The sequence below is a fragment of the Streptomyces sp. NPDC044064 genome, assembly GCF_056434245.1.
Map to the genome: position 1 here is coordinate 79,408 of NZ_JBWKFN010000013.1, position 24,456 is coordinate 103,863.

Genomic DNA, 24,456 nt, shown 5'->3' on the forward strand with positions numbered 1-24,456 from the left:
TGACCAACCATTGACCAATGCTTGGTGCGTGGAAGAGGCGTGAACTCCTGGGAGGAGGGTGCATGTTCCGAGGTACGACAGCCCGGACCCTGCTTGCCCTGCTCGCCACCACCCTGCTCGCCCTGCAGTTCTTCGCACCCACGGGAACCTTCGCATCCGCGCATACGCTCAGCCATGCGAAGGCCAAAGCCGCACCCGAAACCGTGCGCCCCTCGCACGCCGTGCGCAACAGCACGATCGCACTCCGTGACGGCGGCTGCACCCAGAATCCCGGCGGGGGCCACCACCTGCGCGACCGGCAGCGCGGCACCGCCTCCGGCTGGGCGCAGGAACACCCGCTCATAGCCCGGCAGACGGCGACCCCACGATCGCCGGGCGCGTCCGGTGCCCCGCACCACCGCACCACGAGATCCTCCAGAGCCCACTCCCCGGCAGCTCTTCAGGTCTTCCGCTGCTGAGCGACGGCTCATCCCCCACGAACGCCGTGCAAGCCCGACGCGCCGCTGCGGTGCGCCAGGAGGAGTCAACACACATGCAGCCCCTCATCGACAACGCCCGTACCTTCGGACAGCGCCCTGAGGAGTTCGCCAAACTCGCAGAAGGCCAGTCCCCGCAGGTCCTGTTCATCACCTGCTCCGATTCCCGGGTCGTCCCGGCCCTGATCACGGGCGCCCGCCCCGGCGAGCTCTTCGAGCTGCGCACCGCGGGCAACATCGTCCCGCCGTACACCTCGCGGCACCCCAGCGGCGAGGCCGCCACCATCGAGTACGCCGTGGAAGTGCTCGGCGTCCGCGACATCGTCGTCTGCGGCCACTCGCACTGCGGCGCCGTCGGCGCGCTGGTGCGCGGCGACGACCTGACCGCCGTGCCCGCCGTCCGCGACTGGCTCGCGCACGCCACCCCGCGCCCGGCCGGCGCGGCCGAGGACCCGGAGGTCGCCGAGGGCGTCCAGAGCCATGTCCTCACCCAGCTGCTGCGGCTGCGCTCGTACCCGTGCATCGAGCGGAAACTGGCGCAGGGTCAGCTGGACCTGCACGCCTGGTACTACGAGGTGCACACCGGCGCCGTACGCACGCACCGCCCGCAGTCCGACACCTTCGAAGCCCTGTGAGCGCGCCGATGAACAGTCCTCTCATATCCCGTTTCCCTCATCTGAGGCAGGACTTCGCCGCCTCCCTCGTCGTGTTCCTGGTCGCGCTCCCGCTGTGCGTGGGCGTGGCCGTCGCCTCCGGAGTACCGGCCGAACTCGGGCTGGTCACCGGCATCGTGGGCGGCCTGGTCACCGGGCTGATGCGCGGCAGCAGCCTGCAGGTGTCCGGGCCGGCCGCCGGACTGACCGTGCTCGTCTTCGAGGCGGTCAAGGAGTTCGGGCTGCCGATGCTCGGCGCCATCGTGCTCACCACCGGCGTGCTGCAGCTGCTCATGGGCGCGCTGAAGCTGGGCCGGTACTTCCGGGCCATCTCGGTCTCGGTCGTCGAGGGCATGCTGGCCGGAATCGGCCTGGTCCTGATCGCCGGCCAGCTGTACCCGGCCATGGCGGCCAAGGCTCCCGACTCGGGCCTGGGCAAGATGGCCGGGCTGCCGAGAGCACTCCTGGACGCCCTCGGCGCGGGGCCGGCCCTCACCTCGCTCGCCCTGTGCGCCGGCACCGTCATGGTGCTGGCGCTGTGGAAGCACGCACCGGCCAAGGTGCGTACGGTGCCCGGTCCGCTCGCCGCGGTCGGCCTCGCCACACTGGCCGCCCTGGTGCTCAGCCTGCCGGTGGCCACCGTCGAGGTGAAGGGGCTGCTGGGCGCCGTCCAGCCGCCCCCGCTCGACGCCTTCACCGGGTTCGCCGGTGTCGGGGTGCTAGGCACGGTCGTCGCGTTCACGCTGATCGCGTCCGCCGAGTCGCTGTTCAGTGCGGCGGCCGTGGACCGGCTGCACAACGGTCCGCGCACCAAGTACGACAAGGAGCTGATCGCCCAGGGCGCGGGCAACACGGTGTGCGGGCTGCTCGGCGCGCTGCCGATGACCGCCGTGATCGTACGCAGCGCGGCCAACGTGCAGGCGGGCGCCCGGACCAAGGCGTCCCGCGTACTGCACGGCGTCTGGCTGCTGCTGTTCGCGGCCCTGCTGCCGGGCGTGCTCGCCTGCATCCCGATCCCGGCCCTCGCGGGCATCCTGATCTACTCCGGCGCCAAGCTGGTGCCGGTCCGGGCGCTGGTCGTGCTGTGGCGCGGGCACCGGGGCGAGGCGCTGGTCCTGGCCGTCACCGCGGTGTCGATCGTGGCGGTCAGCATGTTCGAGGGCGTGCTCATCGGCCTCGCGCTGGCGATCGTCAAGACGGCCTGGGAGGCCTCGCACCTCCGGCTGGACATCGTCGACAAGGGCGCGGGTCCCATCGAGGCGTACCTGTCGGGCAACGCGACCTTCCTGCGGCTGCCGAAGATGCTCGACAGCCTGGAGTCACTGCCCCAGGACCGCCCCGTCCGGCTCGACCTGTCCGGCCTGCACCACCTGGACCACGCCTGCCGCACGGCCCTGGAGAACTGGGCCGAGCGCCACAGCGCGTCGGGCACCGAGCCGGTGGAGGTGACCGCACCCGAGGAGCCTGCCAGAGCCACGGTCGCCTGATCCGGCCCGGCCTTTCTGTACGCCCATGGCTTCCGTACCGGCCCGGAACTATCGTTACAACAGCGGACAAAGCAAGGCCTCTCCCTGAGGAGGTCACCATGCTCCAGGATCTGCTGGGGGCGCTTGCGGCGCTGGGTTCCGTCGGGGTCGTGTACTTCGCCATGGCGGCACGGGTCATCAAGCAGTACGAGCGGGGGGTGCTCTTCCGGCTCGGGCGGGTCACGGGTGAAGTGCGCGAGCCGGGCCTGAACCTGGTGATCCCGTTCGTGGACCGGCTGCACAAGGTGAACATGCAGATCGTGACCATGCCGATCCCGGCCCAGGAGGGCATCACCCGCGACAACGTCACGGTGCGCGTGGACGCGGTCGTCTACTTCCGGGTGGTCGACTCGGTGAGCGCGCTGATCAAGGTCGAGGACTACAAGTTCGCGGTCTCCCAGATGGCACAGACCTCGCTGCGGTCGATCATCGGCAAGAGCGACCTGGACGACCTGCTGTCCAACCGGGAGAAGCTCAACCAGGGCCTGGAGCTGATGCTCGACAGCCCGGCCGTCGGCTGGGGCATCCAGGTCGACCGGGTGGAGATCAAGGACGTGTCCCTGCCCGACGCGATGAAGCGGTCCATGGCCCGCCAGGCCGAGGCCGACCGGGAGCGCCGGGCCCGGATCATCAACGCCGACGCCGAACTGCAGGCCTCCAAGAAGCTCGCCGAGGCCGCCCAGCAGATGTCCGACACACCGACCGCGCTCCAGCTGCGGCTGCTGCAGACGGTGATGGCGGTGGCGGCCGAGAAGAACTCCACGCTGGTCCTGCCGATCCCGGTGGAACTGCTGCACTTCCTGGAGAGAGGCCACCAGCAGGAGAGAGGCCAGCAGGAGGAGAATGGCCGGCAGGAACTCGCGCCGCACGCGGACGGAGGCCATCCCTCCGGCTAGCGTGCCGGGCATGCGCAGAGGTTGGGTGATCGCCGTGGCCGTGATGGCCGTCGTACCGGGTTGCGCGGACGGGGGCGGCTCGTCCTCGGCCCCCTCCCCCACCACCACCCTGAGGCTCACGGTCACGAGCCCCGCGTACACCGACGCCGCAACGATCCCGAGCCGCTACACCTGCGACGGCGAGAACGTCTCACCCCCGCTCGCCGTCACCGGGGTACCCCCGCGGACCGCCTCCATGGCCTTTCTGCTCCAGGACCCCGACGCCCCGCGCGGCACCTTCACGCACTGGCTGGTGTGGGACATCGGCCCGCGCACCACGCACCTGACGGCCGGCGAGCGCCCGCAGGGAGCGGTCGAGGGCCGCAACGGCTTCGGGAAGACGGGCTACGGCGGCCCCTGCCCGCCCCGCGGCGACAGCCCGCACCATTACGTCCTCACGGTGTACGCCGCCGACCGCCGCCCGGACCTCGCCCCCGACGCCACGCCCGCCGACCTCCTCCGGGCCCTGTCCGGCCACACCCTGGCGACGGGCACCCTAAGCGGAAGGTACGGCCGCTAGCCGCCCGTACGCCGTGCGTACGCCGTACGGGCGGCATGACCTCGGAGTCGAATGTCATATCACCGTATAACCGGTCATTCAGTCCTACTTTCGTACGGTGATTGCATCAGCACTCCGTATCACCGCCGTCTGCGCCCTGGGCGCGGCCCTCGCCGCCTGCGGCACCGCGGGCACCCCCGGCCCCGCACGGCCGGCCCACGCCAAGCCGGCCGCCTCGCGGCCGCCCGTGCTCGCCCCGGGTCCGGGCGGTCAGACCCCGGTGTTCGAGCACGGCCCGCGCACCCTGGGCAAGACCGTCGCACTGACCTTCGACGCGGACATGACCGCCGACCAGGGGCCCCGCGCCGCCTCCGGCGAGCACTTCGACAACCCGGACCTGATCGGCACCCTGCGCACGCTGAAGGTGCCGGCGACCATCTTCATGACCGGCCGGTGGGCCGAGCAGTACCCGGCGCAGGCCCGTTCGCTCGGCCAGGACCCGCAGTTCGAGGTGGCCAACCACTCCTACAGCCACTACGCCTTCACCACCGACTGCTACGGCCTGCCGACCGTCGAGCCGGACCGGATGCGCAAGGACGTCGAGCGGGCGTACGCGGCCTTCCGCGCGGCGGGCGTGCCCCACCCGCTGCCGTACTTCCGCTTCCCCGGCGGCTGTTACGACCGTCAGGCGCTGCGCGCGCTCAGCGGGGTCGGGGTCACCGCGGTGCAGTGGGACGTGGTGAGCGGTGACGCGTTCGCCACGGACGCCGATGCGGTCGTCCGGCAGGTGCTGGACGGGGTGAAGCCCGGGTCGGTGGTCGTCATGCACTGCACCCGCAGCGCCGCCCCGACGACCGAGCAGGTCGTCCGCACGGTCGTACCGGAGCTGCGCAAGCAGGGCTACCGGTTCGTGAAGGTCTCCGAGCTGATCGGCGAGACGAACGGCCACCGCTGACCGTCCTGCGCCGAGGGCATGAGCGACCCGGCGGGCCGTCGGCCGACGGAGGCTGTGCCCCGTCCGCGAGTGGCAGGAGGCACAGCGCACCGCCTGTTCAGGGTGAGCGGCGGGCGGTGAGCGCGCACGCCGCCGCGAAGGCCGCGGCGGTGACGAGGGCGGACCCGGCCAGGGGCAGCAGCGGCACCGGGATCCGGCCGGACTGCGAACCGGTCACCAGACCGCTGACCGCGGCCTGGGCCGGGGAGCCGGCGACCACCACCGACAGCAGCGCGGCCAGCAGCATCGCGGGCACCGCGCGTCCGGTGGAGTGCAGCACCGGCCGGTTGGTGACCGCACCGACGGCACTGCCCAGCAGGGCGCAGGCCAGGGCGGCCAGGAGCCCGGCCAGGCCGGCCCCCAGTGGCGGGACACGGGTCCGGTGGCCGTTGCTCACCGGGTCGCTGATCAGCGTCATGACCAGGGTCGCCACCACCCCGAGCGCCGCCGAGGCGAACAGCGCCGTCAGCAGGCAGGCCAGGTGGGCCCGGACGGGGCCGCGCGCCGCGGCGACACAGGCACGGGCGGCGTCCGGCTCGCCCGTGACACAGATCCGCACCAGCCAGGCGGCCACCGGCAACAGACCCGCGGCCGCGTAGCCGAGCGAGTCGAGCACCGGCTGACCGCTCTGCACGCCGACCCCGAGGAAGGCGACGTAGAGGATCACCGGCGGCAGCCAGCGCTGAGAGCGCAGCAGCAGATCGGCCTGGTAACGCAGGAGAGCGGTCATGGGCGGCTTCCGGGTTCGAGTGGGGTGGCGCCGTCCGGCTCGACGCTCACCACGTGCCAGGGCGGGCGGGCCGTCAGCAGGGCGCGCAGGAGAACGTCCGAATGGGAGTCGGGGACGGCGAGGCGGTGGACGCCGGGGGCCGTCTCCTGCGCCGAGGCGACCGTCCGCACGGTGTCGGGCGGCAGCTGCGCTCCCGGCGGTCCCTGCACGGTGACGCGGGTGAGCGGCCCGGCGGGCGGCGAACTCCCGCCGTCCGCACCGGGCTTGATGCCGCCGCCCACGACGGTGTACGTCGCGTCGGGCACTCCGGCCAGGCGGCGCGGGTCGTGATCCACGAAGACGACGGCACCCCCGGCCGCGGTCCGCTCGGCGACCGCCCGCTCCAGCTCGGCGCGCGCGGCCGTGTCCAGCCCGGTCCACGCCTCGTCCAGGACCATCAGCTCCGGGTCGGCGAGGAGGGCCTGCGCCACGGCGACCTTCTGGCTGCTGCCCTTGGAGAGGCGTGACATGGGCGTACTCGCGTAGGCTGCGGCGCCGAACCGCTCCAGCCAGCTGTGTGCGGCGTCAGCGGCGGTCTTCCGGGAGAGGCCGTGGACGGTGCCGAGGTGGGTCAGGTAACCGGACGCGGTGAAGGGCAGGGCCGAGGGGAAGCGCTCCGGGACGTAGGCCGTGCGCGGGCGCCCGGTGACGCGGCCTTCGGTCGGGGCGTCCAGGCGGGCGATGACGCGAAGAAGGGTTGATTTTCCGGTGCCGTTCGCTCCTTCGATGCGGGTCAGGGTTCCGGGGGTGAGCGTGAGGTGGATGTCTCTTAACACCCAGGGGCCGCGGATGCCGTAGCGGCGGCCTACGGCGGTCAGTCGTAGGTCATGTTGCATGGGGAGATTTTGTCCGGTCCCGCCGCAGGGGCTGATCCTGGGTCCGGTCTTCGAGACGTCCGGGCCGGTCGCGCCCGGACGTCGGAGCCGCAAGAACTGCACGGTCCCGCGCCCCTTAAGGTTGGCTGGTGTGAGCCACGTTCCCGCGCCCCCGAGTGACAGTCCCTTCCAGACCGAGCCCAACCCTCGTGACGAGGCACGGCAGTACGTGCTGCCTCTTGTCGTCCGCATCGAGCGCAGTGCTCCTCCCGCCCGTACCGATGCGCTGGAGACGGCCGCTCGGGCGGTGCTTCTGCTGCTGAGCGACGAGCGGGCCGCCGGGGACGGCGAGTGGGCCGAGGCTGTGCGGGACTGGGAGGACGCGCGGATCCGGAAGGTCGTACGGCGGGCCCGGGGATCGGAGTGGCGCCGGGCCGAGACGCTGCCCGGGATCACGGTGCAGGGCAAGTCCGCCGAGGTGCGGGTCTTCCCGCCGGTTCCGCTGGACGGCTGGCCCAAGGATCTGGCGAAGCTGCAGGTGTCGGGGACCGAGCTGGACGATCCGGAGCCGCCCGTCGGGGCCGGTCACGGCGTGCCGGTGCTGTGGCTGAACCCGGAACTCGAGATGTCGGCCGGGAAGGCGATGGCCCAGGCGGGGCACGGTGCCCAGCTGGCCTGGTGGGCGCTGTCCGACGAGGAGCGGACCGCGTGGCGGGAGGCCGGCTTCCCGTTGGCCGTCCGCACCGCCGATCCCGCCGAGTGGGGCCGGCTGACCGGCAACGGGCTGCCGCTGGTGCGCGACGCCGGCTTCACCGAGATCGCGCCGGGCTCCTGCACGGTGGTCGCCGACCACCCCGCGCTGCGGTAGGGGTGCCGGTGACTCGCCTCGACGGGCGCGTCGAACGGGGCAACCGGACCCGGCAGTTGGTGCTGCGCCGGACCGTGGAGATCGCCTCGGTCGAGGGGCTGGAGGCACTGACCGTCGGCCGGCTGGCCACCGAGCTGGAGCTGAGCAAGAGCGGGGTGTTCGCGCTCTTCGGCTCCAAGCAGGAACTGCAGCTGGCCACCGTGCGGGAGGCGGCCCGGATCTTCACCGAGCGGGTGATCCGGCCCGCGGGCGAGGTGCCGGCCGGCGTCGGACGGGTGTGGCAGCTGTGCGAGTTGTGGCTGGAGTACTCGCGGGGGCGGGTGTTCCCGGGCGGCTGCTTCTTCTACGGCGTCATGGCCGAGTTCGACGCCCGGACGGGCCCGCTGCACGACGCGGCGGTCCGCGCGCAGCGCGACTGGTCGGCCCATGTGGAGCGCACGATCGAGGAGGCCCGCACGGCGGGTGAGCTGCGCGCCGACATGGACGTCGCCCAACTGGCCTTCGAGCTGGTGGCGTTGCTGGAGACGGCGAACGCCCTGTCCGTACTGCACGACGAGGAGACCGCCTACCGCAGAGCCCGGGCGGGCATCGCACGGCGGTTGCGGGACGCAGCGGTGGGAGAGGTCCCGGTTCCCGAAGTCCCTTGAGGGGACGAGTCGCTGAGGACTGCGGCGGGGCGCCGATTAAAAACTAGCACGACCGTTCGCACAGTTTTATGCTCGTCCGCATGACCGTCACCGAGAGCGACATCGTGGAACTCGACCGCATCGCCGTGCACGAGGCCGTGCGGATGGTGGGACTGGCGGAGGAGTCGGACTGGGAGCGGGACACTCCGTGCGCGGGGTGGAGCCTGCGGCGGCTCGTGGCACACATGACCGCGCAGCACCTCGGCTTCGCGGCGGCCGCGCGGGGTGCGGGGCACGAGGCGGCGCACTGGCGGGAGCCGGAGGACATGCGGGATCCCGCCGGGGTGCACCGGGTGGCCGCCACCGCCGTACTCGCGGCCTTCGCCGAACCGGGCGCGGCCGAGCGCGAGTTCGCACTGCCGGAGCTGGGCGGGACCTTCCCGGGCGGCCGGGCCGTCGGTTTCCACCTCATCGACTACGTGGTGCATGCCTGGGATGTCGCCGCCGCCCTCGGCGCCCGCCTGGAGCTGCCGGACCATGTGCTCGACGCCGCGCTCGCCGTGGCGCGGCACGTGCCCGTCGACCCTGCCCGGCGCGGGCCGGGGTTCGCCTTCGCCCCCGCGCTGGAGGTGCCGGCCGGGTCCGGGCCCCTGGAGGAGGCGTTGCGCCTGCTGGGCCGGGTCCCGCAGGAGTGGCCGGTGCGGGGGTGAGGAGCGGCGAACCTCAAATGTTGCTCTGAAGGCAGGGGCGCGGGGGTTGGGGGCCGGGCGCCGGGGCCATACCCCCGTCACTCGGAGACAGAGGGGGTGGAGCGGTGCGGCGACTGGGGACGGGAATCGGCTGGCGGCCGGAGATCGCGGACGCCGTGGAGCGCATGCCGGGCATCGACTGGGTGGAGGTCGTGGCGGAGAACATCTGCCCCGGACACCTCCCGGACTCGCTGCTCGGGCTGCGCGAGCGCGGGGTGACCGTGATACCGCACGGCGTCTCCCTCGGCCTCGGCGGTGCGGACCGGCCCGACGAGGGCCGGCTGACGGCGCTGGCCGAGCGGGCGGAGGCGCTCGGCGCGCCGTTGGTCACCGAGCACATCGCGTTCGTGCGGGCGGGCGGCGCGCTCACCGCCTCCCCGCACCTGGAGGCGGGCCATCTGCTGCCCGTGCCGCGCACCCGGGACGCGCTCGACGTGCTCTGCGAGAACGTGCGGATCGCACAGGACGCGCTGCCGGTGCCGCTCGCCCTGGAGAACATCGCCGCGCTGTTCTCCTGGCCGGGCGAGGAGATGACCGAGGGGCAGTTCCTGGCCGAGCTGGTCGAGCGGACCGGGGTGCGACTGCTCATCGATGTGGCCAACCTGCACACCAACCACGTCAACCGGGGCGAGGACCCGGCCGAGGCGCTCGCCGCGCTGCCCCTGGAGGCCATCGCCTACGTCCATGTCGCGGGCGGCTTCGAGCGCGACGGTGTCTGGCACGACAGCCACGCGCACCCCGTGCCGCGTCCGGTGCTCGACATCCTGACCGACCTCGCGTCCCGGGTCGCGCCGCCCGGGGTGCTGCTGGAGCGGGACGAGAACTTCCCCGAGCCGGCCGAGCTGGAGCGGGAGTTGGGGGCGATCCGGGGGGCCGTGAAGGCCGGCCGGGGAGCCATGGCGGCCGGCCCGACCGCGCCGGCCGGTGGTACGGCGAAGCCGGGCGGGGGCGTCGCCGTCCTGGCTCCGCCCGAGGCCCGGCAGCGGCTCGGTGTCGCGCAGGCCGCGGTGCTGTCCTCGCTGGTGGCCGGGACGCCGGTGCCGGAGGGGTTCGACCGGGTGCGCATGGGGGTGCAGGCGCGGGCGCTCGCGGCGAAGCGGGCGGATGTCGTGGCCAAGGTGGCACCCGAGCTGCCCGAGCTGCTCGGGGAGGGATACCGGGTGGCGTTCCTTGCGTACGCGCGGGTGCGGCCGATGAGCGGGGGGTACCGGCGGGATGCGCTGGACTTCGCGGAGCATCTGCTGAAAGTCGGGCGCCCGGAGGATGCGAGGGCACGGCGCCGGCTGCGCGAGTGGTGGCTGGACCGGTCGGGTCCGACGCCGCGGCCGCCGGGGCTGACGGCACGGGCGAAGGTACTGCTTCGGAGACGTTGAACAGCGGCGCGACCAGCCGGAACGCACCCGGAACCGGCCCGCGGGCCGCTGCTCGACGGCGCGGTGCAAGGTCGCCCCGAACGCCGAAGTAATATGCCAAGCCCGCCCCCGCCGCACGAACCCCCGGGGCGCGGAGCAGGAGGCACCATGCGACCGCGACCCCCCATCAAGGGCCGAGGCATATTCAACGGCACAGGACTCATCATCACGGGCCTGGCGGCGACCACCGCAGCGCTGCTCTTTCCGGTCTGGTCCTACGCCGACCGATCGGGCACGACCGACGCGAACACACTCAGCACACAGACCGTGACGACCCCGTACGGCCCGCTGTCCGCGCAGGACCGGGACCTCGTCACCAAGGTCCGGCTCGCGGGCCTGTGGGAGCTGCCCGCCGGACAGATGGCGGAGCGGAAGGGGACCACACAGGCCGTACGCGACGCCGGGCAGCACCTGATCAACGGCCACACCTCCCTCGACGCACACGTCCGCACCGTCGCCACCCAGCTCGGCATCCCCCTGCCCGACGAGCCCAACGAGCAGCAGAGGCAGTGGCTCGTGACCCTGAACTCGGCGCAGGGCCAGGACTTCGACCGCAAGTTCACGAGCATCCTGCGCCTCGCGCACGGCCGGGTCTTCTCCCTGGTCGCCCAGGTCCGCGCCGGCACCCAGAACACCCTGGTCCGCGACCTGGCCGACGACGCCAACGCGACCGTGCTGGACCACATCAAGATCCTGGAGGCGACCGGGTACGTCGACTTCTCGGCGCTCGCCCGGGACCTCGCGGCGTCCGCCTCCCCCGTACCCACTCCCCCGGCGGTCGACCCCGCCTCCGCGGTTCCGGTGGCGCCCTCGCCGTCGGCGACGTACTCCCTGCCGCCCGCCGCCGTCGGCCCACCCCCGACGAACAGCCCCTGACCTGCGGGAAAAACGGAACGTCACAGACCTGCAACACTCGGTCCGGATGGTGAACAAGGCATGGCGTTTCCCAGGCCCCTGGCATAGAAACACGTCATGTTCTGGGTCCTTCTGCTGCTCCTGGCCTGGGCGTTCGCCGGTATCACGTGCACCCGGCTGTGCCTGGCCGCCGTTCGCGCCGTGGCTGTCGACACGGACCGCACCGCCGCGGACCACGGTCGTGCCCTGACGCTGTACGAGGCGGCGTTCCTGTCCGGCGGCCCGGCACGCGTCGCCGACGTGACCATGGTGTCCATGGCCCGGCAGCGGCGGCTGCTGCTCGCGCACACCGGGTGGGCCACGGTCGTGGACCCGCGGGGCCACGACGAGATGGAGCAGTCCGTCATAGGGGCGATAGGGCCCGAGGGGCAGTCCCGGATCGCGCCGGTGCGGGCCGCCGCCGCCGGTGCGGAGGCCGTACTCCGGCTCGCCGACGGTCTGGTGCGCGCGGGACTCGCGGTGCCGGACGGCGCGCGTACGACCGTGGCGGCGGGAGTGCGCCAGGTGCGCGGCGCCGCACTGGTCGTGTCGGCGCTGGGTCTGACCGCGCTGCTGATGCCCGGTCAGACCGGCATGCCGCGCCTCCTCGTCGCCCTGTGGTTCGCGCTGCCGCTCATCCTCACCCTGAGCTGTCTGGCCATCGCCCGGGTCGAGGTGCATCCGTACTCACGCTGGGCCTCCCCCGCCGGACAGCGGCTGCTGGGTGCGCTGCCCCGGCGTTCGGCCGGTGACGGTGACGAGCGTTCCTTCCTCACCTCCGTCGCCGTACGCGGTGTCCGCGCGATCGGCGAGCCCGAACTGCGAGCGGCCTTCACCCACCGCGACCAGCCCTGGCGGGAGTGAGGCCGGGCCCGGGGGCGCATCGGGGGCATTGACCGCGACACCCGCCGGGCGGTGCTTGCCTTCACCGACGACCGAACGAAACATCCCTTCTGTCGTCGCCGGGGCCGTGGCAGCCGTGCCATCGCCGCCGCGCGCGGAAGGGATACGCGATGAGAGCTGCCGCCCTGTACTCGGCCGCCGGTTCCTTGCTCCTGACCACCCTGGCCGCGGCCCCGGCGGGCGGCGCCCCGGCCGTTCCCGGCGCGACGGAGCTGCACGGGGCCGCGGTGGCCGCCGCGCGCGCCCGTACGGCCGGGATCGACTTCGCCAAGTGCGCCGCCGAGATGCACGCGCCGGCCGGCCTGCAGTGCGGCACGGTGAGCGTTCCGCTGGACTACGCCCACCCCTACGGCGAGCAGATCGAGCTGACCGTCAGCCGGGTGCGCGCCACCCACAAGGACCCGCACAACAGCAAGCGGAAGGTGCCCCGGCAGGGCGCCCTCGTCTACAACCCGGGCGGCCCCGGCGCGTCCGGCATGTACTTCCCGATGATCGGCACGTTCCCCGAGTGGAAGCGGATCGCCGCCGCCTACGACCTGGTCGGCTACGCCCCGCGCGGGGTGGACCGTTCGGCACCGCTGTCGTGCGTGGACCCCAAGCACTTCTTCAAGGGACCCACCCAGTCGCCGACCCACCCCTCCGAGCAGTACAAGCGGCAGCGCATCGACCAGGCGAAGGCCTACGCGCGCGGCTGCGGCGAACGGTCGGGCGGCAGGCTGCGGTTCTACAACTCGCTCAACAACGCCCGTGACCTGGACGTCCTGCGGGCGGCGCTGGACGAGGAGCGGCTGACCTTCATGGGAGCGTCGTACGGCACCTACATCGGCGCGGTGTACGCGACGCTGTTCCCCTCGCACCTACGGCGGATGGTGCTGGACTCGGCGGTGGACCCGGACCCGGCGAAGGTCTGGTACCGCGACAACCTCGACCAGTCGGCCGCGTTCGAGGACCGCTGGACGGACTTCCGCGAGTGGGTCGCCCGGCACGACGACGTCTACCGGCTCGGCGACACGGCGGCGAAGGTGCAGCGCAGTTACGACACCGCGCGCGGGCGGCTGGCCGCGAAGGCCGCGGACGGGAAGGTCGGGCCGGGGCAGCTGCAGAACGTGTTCCTCGGCGCCGGGTACTACGACGACTACTGGCCGAGCCGGGCCGCCGCGCTGTCGGCGTATCTGAAGGGCGATGCGAAGCCGCTGGTCCGGCTGGCGGCGCCGAGCCCGGAGACGGCCACCGAGGCCGAGAACGGCAGCGCGGTGTACACGGCCGTCGAGTGCAACGACGCGGCCTGGCCGACGGACTGGAAGGTGTGGGACCGGGACAACACACGGCTCGCGCGCGTGGCGCCGTTCGAGACCTGGGACAACGCGTGGATGAACCTGCCGTGCGCCTACTGGCCGGCACCCCGGCAGCAGCCGCTGGACGTGCGCACCGGACCCGGTGAGCTGCCGCAGGTGCTGATCCTGGCGGCCGAGCGGGACGCGGCCACGCCGTACGCGGGGGCGCTGGAGATGAACCGGCGGCTGGCCGGCTCGGTGCTGGTGACCGAGCGGGACGCGGGCACGCACGGGATCGGGGGCGGCCCGAACCGGTGCGTCAACGCGCACCTGGACGCCTACCTGCTGGAGGGCCGGCTCCCGGGGCGGCACACGGCGTGCGCGCCGCGCCCGGAACCGCAGCCCGAGGCGCCTGCGGACAACGCCCCCAGGAAGTCCCTGCGGGACTCCCTGAAGGGCAAGGCCGGCTAGGCGAGCCCGGCGACCAGGTCGGCCACGGACTTGCGGCGCCCCGTGAAGAACGGAACCTCTTCGCGGACGTGCATGCGGGCCTCCGAGGCGCGCAGGTGACGCATGAGGTCGACGATGCGGTACAGCTCGTCGGCCTCGAAGGCGAGCACCCACTCGTAGTCGCCGAGCGAGAACGAGGCGACCGTGTTGGCGCGCACGTCCGGGTAGCCGCGGGCCATCTTGCCGTGGTCGGCGAGCATGCGGCGGCGGTCCTCGTCCGGCAGCAGGTACCACTCGTAGGAGCGCACGAACGGGTAGACGCTCACGTAGTTGCGGGGCGTCTCGTCGGCGAGGAACGCCGGGATGTGCGAGCGGTTGAACTCGGCGGGGCGGTGCAGCGCCATGTTCGACCAGACCGGCTCCAGGTGGCGGCCCAGCCTGGTGCGGCGGAAGAGGTTGTACGCCTCCTGCAGCTGGTCGCTGGTCTCGGCGTGCCACCAGATCATGAGGTCCGCGTCGGCACGCAGGCCGGAGACGTCGTAGGTGCCGCGGATCGTCACGTCCTTGGCGGCGAGCTGGTCGAACAGCTCCTGGACCTCGTCGGCGTAACCCGCGCGGTCCTCCGGCAGCACCTCCTTCAGCTTGAAGACCGACCAGAGGGTGTAGCGGATGACCTCGTTGAGGTCCTTGGCCAGCTTGCCCTTGTTCGGGACCCTGCCGGACTCGGTGGTGGGGGCGTCGTCACTCATGGTCCCTATTCTCCCGCTCCGCCGTGCAGGCTCTGCACCGGGTTGGCCGTCAGTTCGCGGACCCCGCTCAGGTCGCCGCCCAGCTGGTCCACCGCCGCGTAGGCGCTCGCGATGCACGCGGGGATGCCGACGCCGTCGTACTGCGCGCCGCACACCGCGAGGCCCGGCAGCTCGGCGACGTGTTCGCGGATGCGGGCCACGCGCGCGTGGTGGCCCACCGGATACTGGGGCAGGCCGTCGGTCCAGCGGGTCACCCGGGTCTGCAGCGGCACGGCGGCCAGTCCGGTCGCCTCGCGCAGGTCGTGCCGGGAGACCTCGACCAGCTCGGCGTCCTCGCGCTGGAGGATCTCCGTCTCGCCGTGACGCCCGACCGAGGTGCGCAGCACCACCACGTCCGGGTCCTCGTCCGCGATCCAGCCCCACTTCTGGGAGGCGAAGGTCGACGCCTTGATGGTGCGGCCGTCGACGGGCGGCACCAGGAAGCCGCTGCCCTCGGGGAGAGCGAGGCCGGAACGCCGGTAGGCGAGGGTGATCAGGGCCATGGAGGCGTAGTCGACGGTGGCGAGTTCGGCGGCCGCGGCCGGGGCCTCGGCGCGCAGCAGGCCGGCGGCAGTGTGGGCGGGGACGGCGAGGACGACCGCGTCCGCGTACAGCACGCGGTCACCGGCCACGACGCGCCACGCGGCGTCCGGCCGCGGTGCCCGGGCATCCTCGTGCGCATCCGTGGCCACGCCGTCCGGCGCCCCGTCCGAGACGCCCGGATCCGCCGCGGTCCGGCGCAGCTCCGTCACCGGTGTGCCGGTCAGGATCTCGCCGCCGCGCGCCCGCACCGCCTCGGCGACCGCGAGCGGCAGCCGGCCCACCCCGCCCTCGATGCCCATGAACACGGGCCCGGTCTGCTGGGCGGCGATGGCCTTGGCCTGGATGTCGCGGACGGCCGCCGTGAGCGAGTCGTGGGTGCGGGCGGCCTGGAAGAGCTGCGGGACGGCCGAGCGCATCGAGATGCGGTACGCGTCGCCCGCGTACACCCCGCCCAGCAGGGGCTCGACCAGGCGGTCGACGACCTCGCGGCCGAGCCGCTGCGCCACGTACTCCCCCACGGCCACGTCGTCGCCGACCTCCGTGCGGGGCAGTGCGGCGTCGCGCTCGATGCGGGCCAGGCCCTCGTCGGACAGGACACCCGCCAGGACGCCGGCCGTGCCGGGGACGCCCATCACATGGCCCTTGGGCATCGGGCGCAGGGCGCCGCGCGTCCAGATCGAGGCGGTCGCGGTGGCCGGCGGCCGGAGCTGCTCGGCGAGGCCCACCTCGCGGGCCAGGGCGACCGCCTCGGGCCGGCGGGCGAGCATCGACTCGGCGCCCAGGTCCACCCTTACGCCCGCGATCTCGCCCGGCAGCAGCTTGCCGCCGACCCGGCCGGAGGCCTCCAGGACGGTCACACGCAGCCCGCGCTCCAGCAGCCGGTGGGCCGCCGCCAGCCCGGCGATACCGGCTCCGACGACGACGGCGTGCCCCGCGTGCGTACCCGTTGCGCTCATGGCCCCACTCTCTCAGACCTCTCCGGCACCCCCGCCCCAGGCCCGGAGCCGGGACGAGTCCGGACCGTGACCGCATCGGAACCGACGCGATCCAACGTTCCCCGCGGCACCGGCGTCGAAGGAGCGTCGTCACAAGTCACCGTCATCGGGGGTCCGCCCATGCGCACACCGCACTCCGCACGTTCCGTCCAGGTCCTGGCCGGGGTCCTGCTCGCCGCCGCCCTCGCGCTCGCCGGGTGCAGCGGTGCGGACGACTCGGGCGACTCGAAGTCCGCCGCGGGGCGCCCGGCACCGCAGGCGGGCGCCGCCGGGGCCAAGGCGGAGGACGCCAAGTCGGCCCCGGGAGCGCCCAGGCCGATCCCGAGCGCCATCATCCGCACCGCCTCCCTGACCGTCGAGGTCAAGGACGTGCCCAAGGCGCTGGAGGCGGCCCGCACCACCGCCGCGACCGCGGGCGGCTACGTCGGCAAGGAGAGCACCAGCCGGGACGCCGAGGGCCACGAGCAGACCCGGGTCGTGCTGCGCGTGCCCACCGAGAAGTACGACGAGGTCCTCGCCGACCTGCAGGGCTCCGGCAAGCTGGTCGAGCGCACGGCGAAGGCGCAGGACGTCACCGACCAGGTCGTGGACGTGGACAGCCGGATCAAGTCGCAGCGGACCAGCGTGGCCCGGATTCGCGAGCTGATGGACAAGGCGACCAAGCTGAGCGACGTCGTCACCCTGGAAGGGGAGCTGAGCAGCCGGGAGGCGGACCTGGAGGCGCTGCTCGCGCAGCAGGCGTCCCTGAAGGACCGCACCGGCCTCGCCACCATCACCCTGGCCCTGTCCGAGACGCCCGTGAAGAGGGCCGCCGGGGACGACACCCCCGGCTTCGTGGACGCCGTTTCGGGCGGCTGGCACGTGTTCGTCACGATGCTGCGCTGGATCGCCCTGGCGCTCGGCGCGGTCCTGCCGTTCGCCGCGCTCGCGGCACTGCTGGCGCTTTTGTGGCTGCGCGTCGTACGCCCCCGCCGGCCGCGCCACGCCCAGCCCGCACCCGCGGCGCCGACCACCGCCCCGTTGCCCCGGACCCGCCCGGTTCCGGACCCGTCGAGCGCGCCCGACGAGGACTGAAATGATCTCGCCCTCTAGCGTGTTCACATGAGCATGAGTAGCGGGCGGGGCGACAGGGAACGGCTGGTCGTGATCGGCGGTGACGCCGCGGGGATGTCCGCGGCGTCGCAGGCGCGCCGGATGCGGGGGCCGGACGAACTGGAGATCGTGGCCTTCGAGCGCGGCCACTTCTCCTCCTACTCGGCGTGCGGGATCCCGTACTGGGTCGGCGGTGACGTGCCCGAGCGGGACCGGCTGATCGCGCGCACACCGCAGGAGCACCGCGCGCGGGACATCGACCTGCGGATGCGGACGGAGGTCACGGAGATCGACGTCGCCGGCCGTCGGGTACGCGCGCGTGACCTCGCTTCCGGGGACGAGTCCTGGGTGTCGTACGACAGACTCGTGATCGCGACCGGTGCCCGCCCGATCCGCCCGGACATGCCCGGCGCGGACGCCCCGGGTGTGCACGGCGTGCAGACACTCGGCGACGGCCAGGCCCTGTTGGACTCGCTGGTCCACACGGGCGGCCGGCGCGCGGTCGTCGTCGGCGCCGGATACATCGGCGTGGAGATGGCCGAGGCGCTGATCAACCGCGGCTACGAGGTGACCGTCGTCAACCGCGGCAGCGAACCCATGTCGACGCTCGACCCGGACATGGGCCGCCTGGTGCACCGGGCCATGGAGGGACTCGGCATCACCATGGTGAACGACGCCGAAGTCACCAAGCTGCTCACCGGCGAGGACAGCCGGGTCCGCGCGGTGGCCACGGAGGACGCCGAGTACCCGGCGGACATCGTGGTCCTCGGCATCGGCGTACGCCCGGAGACCACGCTCGCCCGGGCGGCGGGCCTCCCCCTCGGCGCCCACGGCGGCCTGCTCACCGACCTCGCGATGCGGGTGCGTGGCCACGAGGAGATCTGGGCGGGCGGCGACTGTGTCGAGGTGCTGAACCTGGTCTCCGGGCAGGAGCAGTACGTCCCGCTCGGCACCCACGCCAACAAGCACGGCCAGGTCATCGGCACCAACGCCGGCGGCGGTTACGCCACCTTCCCGGGCGTGGTCGGTACGGCCGTCAGCAAGGTCTGCGACCTGGAGATCGCCCGCACCGGCCTGCGCGAGAAGGACGCCCACCGCGTGGGCCTGCAGTTCGAGACCGTCACCATCGAGTCGACCAGTCGCGCCGGCTACTACCCCGGCGCCTCGCCCATGACGGTCAAGATGCTCGCCGAACGCCGCACCGGCCGCCTGCTCGGCGTCCAGATCGTCGGCAGGGAAGGCGCGGCGAAGCGGGTCGACATCGCGGCGGTGGCCCTCACCGCGGGTATGACGGTGGAACAGATGACAGCCCTGGACCTGGGCTACGCCCCGCCTTTCTCACCGGTGTGGGACCCGGTACTGGTGGCGGCGAGAAAGGCCACATCGAAGGTACGGGCGACGTGACCGACCTGCAGGGCGCGGGGCTGCGGGGATGTACGGCTCCGCCGCACGGGCGCGACCGGCCGCGGATCACCCGCGCCCCGCAACGCGCCTAGGCCGTCCCGGTGCTGAGCCGCGGCAATGAGGTGACACCCGCACTCGACGTCACGGCCGCGGGCTGTTCGGCCGAAGGCTTCGCGTGAGAGGCGGACGTCCGAGTCGACCGCAGCCGATGGCTCACCGCCTCGTCCAGCGTCACGGGCCGCTGCATCTGCGAGGCCAGCCGCCCCGCCTCCTGGCCCAGCCGCGCAACGTCCTCCCAGGGGAGCCTCACCACCAAAGACAGCTCGGCCTCACCATCGGGCAGAGCATGCATCGCCGAAACCTGCGGAGCTTCCATCGCCTGTCCTCACGTCGGTTGAGAACAGATACGCGGGCCCGCCCGGCCGCGTTCACCGGTTCGCGCGCCGCATCGCGGGCACTACTTCTGTGTGGTCATCCCCGTCCATGACGTGAACCCCGCACGCCGCACGCCCTACGTGACGTACGCGCTCATCGCAGCGAACGTCCTCGTCTTCCTCGCCATGCCCGGCATAGCCGGCTCCGTGGCGGGCGGCAGCGATCTGGCGCAGCTGTGCCATCTGCAGGCGTTCATGGACCAGTACGCGGCGGTCCCAAGGGAGTTGATCCACCATCAGCTGCCACAGCTGGTCCCGACGGGCGGCGTGGGCGTGGGCCCGCACGGCCCGGGCTGCGTGGTGGGACCGGCCCGCTATCACAAGTCCCCGCCCCTGTCCGTGTTCACCGCGATGTTCCTGCACGGAAGCTGGCTGCACCTGCTGGGCAACATGCTCTTCCTGCTGATCTTCGGCAACAACGTCGAGGACCGGATGGGCCACATCCGCTACTTGCTCTTCTACGTCGTCTGCGGCTACGCGGCCGGTTACGGCTTCGCGCTGCTCAACGACTCCTCGCACGACCCGCTGATCGGCGCCTCCGGGGCGATCGCCGGAGTCCTCGGCGCCTATCTCGTGCTGTATCCGAGGGCGCGGGTGTGGGTCCTCGTCCCGTTCCTGGTCTTCCTGCCGCTCAGGCTGCCCGCCTGGCTGGTGCTGGGCTTCTGGTTCGCCCTGCAGGCGGTGTACTCCTCCGGGCACGGCGTCTCCGGTGCCGGGACCGTCGCCTACGCGGCCCATGTGGTCGGCTTCGTGGCGGGCATGCTGCTCGCCTGGCCGCTCAAGCCCGGCACCCCGCCGCCCCCGGAGCCGCCCCGCCTGCTGTTCGGCAGGCAGGCCCGGCCCCGTCAGGTGTGGTGACGGGGCTCCCTCCGAGCGGGTCGGCTCAGCGGGCGCTCGCCGAGTGGACGTAGTCCACGAGCCGGGTCAGCACGTCCGGGTCGGTGTTGGGCGGCACGCCGTGGCCGAGGTTGAAGACGTGGCCCTCGAGACCGGCGGCCGCGTCCAGCACCTCGCGCGCCCTGGCCTCGACGGTGTCCTTGTCGGTGAACAGGACGGTCGGGTCGAGGTTGCCCTGCAGCGCCTTGCCGGGGCCGACACGGCGGACGGCCTCGTCCAGCGGGACGCGCCAGTCGACGCCGACGACATCCGCACCGGCCTCGCCCATGAGCCTGAGCAGCTCACCGGTGCCGACACCGAAGTGGATGCGCGGGACGCCGTACCCGGCGACGGCGTCGAACACCTTCGCCGAAGCGGGCATCACGGACTTCACGTAGTCGGCCGGGGCCAGCGCGCCGACCCAGGAGTCGAAGAGCTGGACGGCCGAGGCGCCCGCCTCGATCTGCACCTTCAGGAAGCCGGCCGTGATGTCGGCCAGGCGGTCCAGCAGGTCGGCCCACAGCTCGGGGTCGCCGTACATCATCGCCTTGGCGTTCTCGTACGTACGCGACGGACCGCCCTCGACCAGGTAGCTCGCGAGGGTGAAAGGCGCGCCCGCGAAACCGATCAGCGGGGTCGAGCCCAGCTCACGGGTGAGCAGTCCGATCGCCTCGGTGACGTAGGGGACGTCCTCGGGGGTGAGGTCGCGCAGCCGGGCGAGGTCGGCGCGGGTGCGGATCGGCTGTTCGACGACCGGGCCGACGCCGGGCTTGATGTCGAGGTCGAGGCCGATCGCCTTGAGCGGGACGACGATGTCACTGAAGTAGATCGCCGCGTCCACGTTGTGGCGGCGCACCGGCTGCAGCGTGATCTCGGTGACCAGCTCGGGCCGCATGCAGGACTCCAGCATGGGGACGCCCTCACGCACCTTGCGGTACTCGGGCAGCGAGCGGCCGGCCTGACGCATGAACCACACGGGGGTGTGCGGCACGGGCTCGCGCCTGCACGCCTTGAGGAAGGCGCTGTCGTACGTGGCTGTCGGCTGCTGGCCCGTGGAGGCGTCATTGGCGGTCACGGGGCAAGTCTCGCACGGCGCCGTCGAGCGGAACGCACGTGGCCACGGCAACATCGGGCACGGGGTGTGTTGCCCTGCACAAAGCCCCGGTTCCCCTTACTCTTCCCCGCATGGCTGCGGCTCAGGGACGACTGTCGGACGGCGCTGGCGGAATGGACGACGCGAAGGGGAACGCGGAGGCGGAGGGGCATGCGGGTGCGGAGGGGCCGCCGGCGTTCCGGGCCGCGGTCGATGCGCTGCGGGCCGCGCGTCTGAGGCCGCAGGTCGAGGTGGAGCCGACGCCGGCTCCGCAGCGACTGGCGCCGTACGCGTACGCGGTGGAGGCCGTGGTGGCCGACGGCGAGCAGGAGCTGGCCGACGGCCGGCTGGTGCTCCTGCACGACCCGGCCGGGCACGACGCCTGGCACGGTACGTTCCGGCTGGTGACGCTGGTGCGCGCGGAGCTGGAGCCGGAGATGGCGGCCGATCCGCTGCTGCCGGAGGTGTGCTGGTCGTGGCTGACCGGTGCGCTGCAGGCGCGCGGGCTGACGTACGGCGAGCCGAGTGGCACCGTCACGCGTGCCAGCTCGCACTACTTCGGCGGTCTGTCCGAGCGCCCTGCCGCCTCGCAGATCGAGATCCGGGCTTCCTGGACGCCCCGCGAGGGCCTGGGCGGAGTGCCGGACACCGCCGGCCACCTGGCCTCGTGGTGCGATCTGCTGGCCCAGATCGGCGGGCTGCCCCCGGCCGGGCCGGGCGACGCCTCGGTGGTGACCCTGCCGCAGCGCAGGGGTCCGCAGTCCCGGTGACGTGATCCCGGCCGTATCGACGTACTCCTCACAGGGCTCCGTAATCCTCATGGACCCCTTGTTGACCATCTCTTTGTCGATACGGCCACTTTCCGCACTCGAATCGCACCGGCCCGAACCGACTCGATCTTCGGATGATCGATCGCGTGTCTGAATTGCACGGATTGTTACTCACTAGATCGTGATCATTCTCTAAAGGCGGACGCGTTTGCTGCCGAAGACGACTGTGACCTTCAAAGCACGGTTCGTCCCGGCTTCATCCCCACAAGCCGGCCCCGTCCCCCCACCCCAGGAGGCCTGGTGTCCGTTCTCCTCGAGCAGCCCGCAAGCCTGGTCGCCTACCGCCCGAACAAGCCGACCGCCATGGTGGTCGTGGCCGACCCGCGCGTCCGCTCCACCGTCACCCGCCATCTGTGGGCGCTCGGTGTCCGCGACGTCATCGAGGCCTCGTCCGTCGCGGAGGCTCGTCCCCGCATCGGCAACCCCCGCGACATCTGTGTCGCCGACGTCCACCTGCCCGACGGCTCCGGCCTGACCCTGCTGTCCGAGACCCGCGCCGCGGGCTGGCCCAACGGGCTGGCCCTTTCGGCCGCCGACGACATCGGCGCCGTCCGCAACGCCCTGGCCGGCGGGGTCAAGGGCTACGTCGTCACCGGCACCCGGACGAACATCGGACTCCCCAGCCGGCCCGGCGCCGCCCCCCTCGGTGCCGCCGCCCGGATGCACCGCCGCCCCCCGGGTGCCCCGAGCCACCCGGGCGGCTACCGCGAGCTGTCAGGACGCGAGGTAGAGGTGCTGCGTCTGGTCGCGGAAGGCCAGTCCAACAAGGCCATCGGCGTCTCGATGGGCCTGTCCGCCCTGACCGTGAAGAGCCACCTCGCCCGCATCGCGCGCAAGCTCGGCACGGGCGACCGGGCCGGAATGGTCGCCGTGGCCCTGCGCACCGGAATCATCCACTGAGCCCTGCCCCCTCCACCCCCGTCCTCGATCTCCCCGCCCCCGATCCCCCGATCCCCCCCTGAACCGCTAAGCCCTTGAGCCCCTGACCGACACCGCCGCCGAACCGCTCGGCGGAGCCGCTGGTTCACTCATGTGAACCGCGAGTTTCACCGGCCTGACTGGTTTACGACCCTCCGGTGCCCGTCGACGGAACGTTCCGTCGACGGGCGCTGTCCACACACGGATACCCTTGACAGGTGACCGACGCCCAAGAGACCGCAGCAGACAGCGCCCTGCGCACCACCGGAGGCACTCCTCCGGACGACGCCGGATCTTCTGTGACGGGGGCGCCGACGCCACTTCTCGAACCCCGCGAGGGCATTCCGCCGGTGATCACCGACGAGAACGCCCTCGCCGAGGTGATCGCGGCCTTCGCCGCCGGCTCCGGCCCCGTCGCCGTCGACGCCGAGCGCGCCTCCGGCTACCGGTACGGCCAGCGCGCCTATCTGGTGCAGCTGCGCCGCGAGGGCGCCGGTACCGCGCTGATCGACCCCGTCGCCTGTCCCGACCTGTCAGGTCTCGGCGAGGCACTGTCCGGCGTCGAGTGGGTGCTGCACGCCGCCACCCAGGACCTGCCCTGTCTGCGCGAGATAGGCATGATGCCGACATCGTTGTTCGACACCGAGCTGGCCGGGCGGCTGGCCGGGTTCCCCCGGGTCGGCCTCGGCGCCATGGTCGAGGGCGTCCTCGGCTTCGTCCTGGAGAAGGGGCACTCGGCCGTCGACTGGTCCACCCGTCCGCTGCCCGAGCCGTGGCTGCGCTATGCCGCCCTGGACGTGGAACTCCTCGTCGACCTCAGGGACGCCCTGGAGAAGGAGCTGGACCGGCAGGGCAAGCTGGACTGGGCGCGCCAGGAGTTCGACGCGATCGCGTCCGCTCCGCCCGCCGAGCCCCGCAAGGATCCCTGGCGCCGCACGTCCGGCATGCACAAGGTGCGCCGGCGCCGGCAGCTGGCCGTCGTGCGGGAGCTCTGGCAGACGCGGGACCGGATCGCCCAGCGGCGGGATGTGTCGCCGGGCAAGGTGCTCTCGGACGCGGCCATCGTGGAGGCCGCGCTCTCTTTGCCGGGCAACGCGCACGCCCTGGCCATGCTGAACGGGTTCGGGCACCGGGTCGGGCGGCGACAGCTGGAGCAGTGGCAGGCGGCGGTCGACCGGGCCAAGGCCCTGCCGGACTCCGCGCTGCCGCAGCCCGGGCAGCCGGTCGCCGGGCCGCCCCCGCCGCGGGCCTGGGCCGACAAGGACCCCGCCGCCGCGGCTCGGCTGTCCGCAGCCCGCGCGGGAGTGTCGGCTCTGGCCGAGCAGCTCAACATGCCCCAGGAGAACCTGGTCTCCCCGGACACCGTGCGAAGGATCTGCTGGGAGCCGCCGAAGGTGGTGGACGCCGGATCCGTCGAGGTCGCGCTGGCCGGTTACGGCGCGCGGGCCTGGCAGGTGGAGCAGGTCACGCCGGTGCTGGTGGCGGCGTTGTCGGCCAAGGAGGCCTGAGCGGCGCGCCAGGCCGCTCCTCACGCGAAACCGTCTCGGTACGGGCCGCGGAAGCGGAACAGGGACGTCGAGATCACGCCAAGATCCTGGGAGGGCATGCGGAGGACCCCGCGGGGCTCGACGGCGCCACCG

General features: G+C 72.7%; 25 protein-coding genes. 19 read left to right on the forward strand and 6 right to left on the reverse strand.

The features are described 5' to 3' along the window. Positions 1-62 precede the first annotated feature (62 nt). The 6 genes from AC07DS_RS21960 to AC07DS_RS21985 all read left to right on the forward strand — a co-directional run bounded on the left by AC07DS_RS21960 (position 63) and on the right by AC07DS_RS21985 (position 5,044). Complete coding sequence (locus AC07DS_RS21960; protein ID WP_479147641.1) at positions 63-458, forward strand: hypothetical protein; 396 nt, start codon at positions 63-65, stop codon at positions 456-458. Positions 459-532: 74 nt separating this feature from the next. Then, positions 533-1,111 (forward strand): carbonic anhydrase, encoded by a 579-nt coding sequence (locus AC07DS_RS21965; RefSeq protein ID WP_145884178.1) that lies wholly within the window; start codon positions 533-535, stop codon positions 1,109-1,111. Between the two features lie 8 nt (positions 1,112-1,119). After that, complete coding sequence (locus tag AC07DS_RS21970; RefSeq protein WP_479147643.1) at positions 1,120-2,616, forward strand: SulP family inorganic anion transporter; 1,497 nt, start codon at positions 1,120-1,122, stop codon at positions 2,614-2,616. Between the two features lie 98 nt (positions 2,617-2,714). Next, complete coding sequence (locus AC07DS_RS21975) at positions 2,715-3,551, forward strand: slipin family protein (RefSeq protein WP_479147644.1); 837 nt, start codon at positions 2,715-2,717, stop codon at positions 3,549-3,551. Positions 3,552-3,561: 10 nt separating this feature from the next. After that, positions 3,562-4,110, forward strand: coding sequence for a YbhB/YbcL family Raf kinase inhibitor-like protein (locus AC07DS_RS21980; protein ID WP_479147645.1), 549 nt, complete (start codon positions 3,562-3,564; stop codon positions 4,108-4,110). Between the two features lie 97 nt (positions 4,111-4,207). Then, positions 4,208-5,044 (forward strand): polysaccharide deacetylase family protein, encoded by an 837-nt coding sequence (locus AC07DS_RS21985; protein ID WP_479147647.1) that lies wholly within the window; start codon positions 4,208-4,210, stop codon positions 5,042-5,044. A 97-nt stretch (positions 5,045-5,141) separates the two neighbouring features. Here the strand turns inward: AC07DS_RS21985 and AC07DS_RS21990 are convergent, their stop codons facing one another. Further along, the gene (locus AC07DS_RS21990) at positions 5,142-5,813 is read right to left on the reverse strand and encodes an ABC transporter (protein ID WP_479147648.1); all 672 of its coding nucleotides are present in this window, start codon (positions 5,811-5,813) and stop codon (positions 5,142-5,144) included. Next, the gene (locus AC07DS_RS21995; protein WP_479147650.1) at positions 5,810-6,688 is read right to left on the reverse strand and encodes an ABC transporter ATP-binding protein; all 879 of its coding nucleotides are present in this window, start codon (positions 6,686-6,688) and stop codon (positions 5,810-5,812) included. The genes AC07DS_RS21990 and AC07DS_RS21995 overlap by 4 nt, the downstream gene beginning before the upstream one ends. Positions 6,689-6,818: 130 nt before the next feature. Here AC07DS_RS21995 and AC07DS_RS22000 point away from each other — a divergent pair, with 130 nt between their 5' ends. The 7 genes from AC07DS_RS22000 to AC07DS_RS22030 all read left to right on the forward strand — a co-directional run bounded on the left by AC07DS_RS22000 (position 6,819) and on the right by AC07DS_RS22030 (position 13,864). Beyond that, positions 6,819-7,535, forward strand: coding sequence for a peptidyl-tRNA hydrolase (locus AC07DS_RS22000; RefSeq protein WP_479147651.1), 717 nt, complete (start codon positions 6,819-6,821; stop codon positions 7,533-7,535). Positions 7,536-7,537: 2 nt separating this feature from the next. Continuing rightward, on the forward strand, positions 7,538-8,182 hold the full coding sequence (locus AC07DS_RS22005) for a TetR/AcrR family transcriptional regulator (protein WP_479147653.1): 645 nt from the start codon (positions 7,538-7,540) through the stop codon (positions 8,180-8,182). A gap of 80 nt (positions 8,183-8,262) precedes the next feature. Beyond that, positions 8,263-8,871 (forward strand): TIGR03086 family metal-binding protein, encoded by a 609-nt coding sequence (locus tag AC07DS_RS22010; RefSeq protein WP_479147654.1) that lies wholly within the window; start codon positions 8,263-8,265, stop codon positions 8,869-8,871. A gap of 104 nt (positions 8,872-8,975) precedes the next feature. Further along, positions 8,976-10,283: an MbnB/TglH/ChrH family RiPP precursor modification enzyme gene (locus AC07DS_RS22015; protein WP_479147655.1), complete on the forward strand. Its 1,308-nt coding sequence runs from the start codon at positions 8,976-8,978 to the stop codon at positions 10,281-10,283. Positions 10,284-10,430: 147 nt separating this feature from the next. After that, the gene (locus AC07DS_RS22020) at positions 10,431-11,198 is read left to right on the forward strand and encodes a DUF4142 domain-containing protein (RefSeq protein WP_479147657.1); all 768 of its coding nucleotides are present in this window, start codon (positions 10,431-10,433) and stop codon (positions 11,196-11,198) included. 96 nt (positions 11,199-11,294) lie between these two features. Beyond that, on the forward strand, positions 11,295-12,080 hold the full coding sequence (locus AC07DS_RS22025) for a TIGR04222 domain-containing membrane protein (RefSeq protein ID WP_479147660.1): 786 nt from the start codon (positions 11,295-11,297) through the stop codon (positions 12,078-12,080). A 149-nt stretch (positions 12,081-12,229) separates the two neighbouring features. Continuing rightward, positions 12,230-13,864: an alpha/beta hydrolase gene (locus AC07DS_RS22030; protein WP_479147663.1), complete on the forward strand. Its 1,635-nt coding sequence runs from the start codon at positions 12,230-12,232 to the stop codon at positions 13,862-13,864. Here AC07DS_RS22030 and hemQ read toward each other — a convergent pair. Both hemQ and hemG read right to left on the reverse strand, forming a co-directional pair. After that, positions 13,861-14,592 carry a hydrogen peroxide-dependent heme synthase gene (gene hemQ / locus AC07DS_RS22035; protein WP_479147665.1) on the reverse strand — a complete coding sequence of 244 codons (732 nt, stop codon included), beginning with the start codon at positions 14,590-14,592 and terminating at the stop codon, positions 13,861-13,863. The two genes, AC07DS_RS22030 and hemQ, sit on opposite strands and share 4 nt — an antisense overlap. 5 nt (positions 14,593-14,597) lie before the next feature. Then, positions 14,598-16,130 (reverse strand): protoporphyrinogen oxidase, encoded by a 1,533-nt coding sequence (hemG, locus tag AC07DS_RS22040; protein WP_479147668.1) that lies wholly within the window; start codon positions 16,128-16,130, stop codon positions 14,598-14,600. 159 nt (positions 16,131-16,289) lie between these two features. Here hemG and AC07DS_RS22045 point away from each other — a divergent pair, with 159 nt between their 5' ends. Together AC07DS_RS22045 and AC07DS_RS22050 are read left to right on the forward strand one after the other, a co-directional pair. Continuing rightward, on the forward strand, positions 16,290-17,243 hold the full coding sequence (locus AC07DS_RS22045; protein ID WP_479147670.1) for a DUF4349 domain-containing protein: 954 nt from the start codon (positions 16,290-16,292) through the stop codon (positions 17,241-17,243). Between the two features lie 27 nt (positions 17,244-17,270). Beyond that, on the forward strand, positions 17,271-18,665 hold the full coding sequence (locus AC07DS_RS22050) for an FAD-dependent oxidoreductase (protein WP_479147672.1): 1,395 nt from the start codon (positions 17,271-17,273) through the stop codon (positions 18,663-18,665). An 88-nt stretch (positions 18,666-18,753) separates the two neighbouring features. Here AC07DS_RS22050 and AC07DS_RS22055 read toward each other — a convergent pair whose 3' ends face one another. Then, on the reverse strand, positions 18,754-19,017 hold the full coding sequence (locus AC07DS_RS22055; RefSeq protein WP_479147887.1) for a hypothetical protein: 264 nt from the start codon (positions 19,015-19,017) through the stop codon (positions 18,754-18,756). 115 nt (positions 19,018-19,132) lie between these two features. Here AC07DS_RS22055 and AC07DS_RS22060 point away from each other — a divergent pair, with 115 nt between their 5' ends. After that, positions 19,133-19,957 carry a rhomboid family intramembrane serine protease gene (locus AC07DS_RS22060; RefSeq protein ID WP_479147675.1) on the forward strand — a complete coding sequence of 275 codons (825 nt, stop codon included), beginning with the start codon at positions 19,133-19,135 and terminating at the stop codon, positions 19,955-19,957. A 25-nt stretch (positions 19,958-19,982) separates the two neighbouring features. On the opposite strand, the gene hemE is transcribed toward AC07DS_RS22060, so the two are convergent. Then, complete coding sequence (gene hemE, locus AC07DS_RS22065; RefSeq protein WP_479147678.1) at positions 19,983-21,050, reverse strand: uroporphyrinogen decarboxylase; 1,068 nt, start codon at positions 21,048-21,050, stop codon at positions 19,983-19,985. A 110-nt stretch (positions 21,051-21,160) separates the two neighbouring features. Here hemE and AC07DS_RS22070 point away from each other — a divergent pair, with 110 nt between their 5' ends. The 3 genes from AC07DS_RS22070 (at position 21,161) to AC07DS_RS22080 (ending at position 24,324) form a co-directional block, all read left to right on the forward strand. Beyond that, positions 21,161-21,838 (forward strand): DUF3000 domain-containing protein, encoded by a 678-nt coding sequence (locus AC07DS_RS22070; RefSeq protein WP_479147680.1) that lies wholly within the window; start codon positions 21,161-21,163, stop codon positions 21,836-21,838. A gap of 300 nt (positions 21,839-22,138) precedes the next feature. Then, positions 22,139-22,798: a response regulator transcription factor gene (locus AC07DS_RS22075; protein WP_061914881.1), complete on the forward strand. Its 660-nt coding sequence runs from the start codon at positions 22,139-22,141 to the stop codon at positions 22,796-22,798. Positions 22,799-23,034: 236 nt separating this feature from the next. Next, entirely contained in the window at positions 23,035-24,324 is a 1,290-nt protein-coding gene (locus AC07DS_RS22080) for a ribonuclease D (protein ID WP_479147683.1), read from the forward strand. The last annotated feature ends 132 nt before the right edge of the window (positions 24,325-24,456 follow it).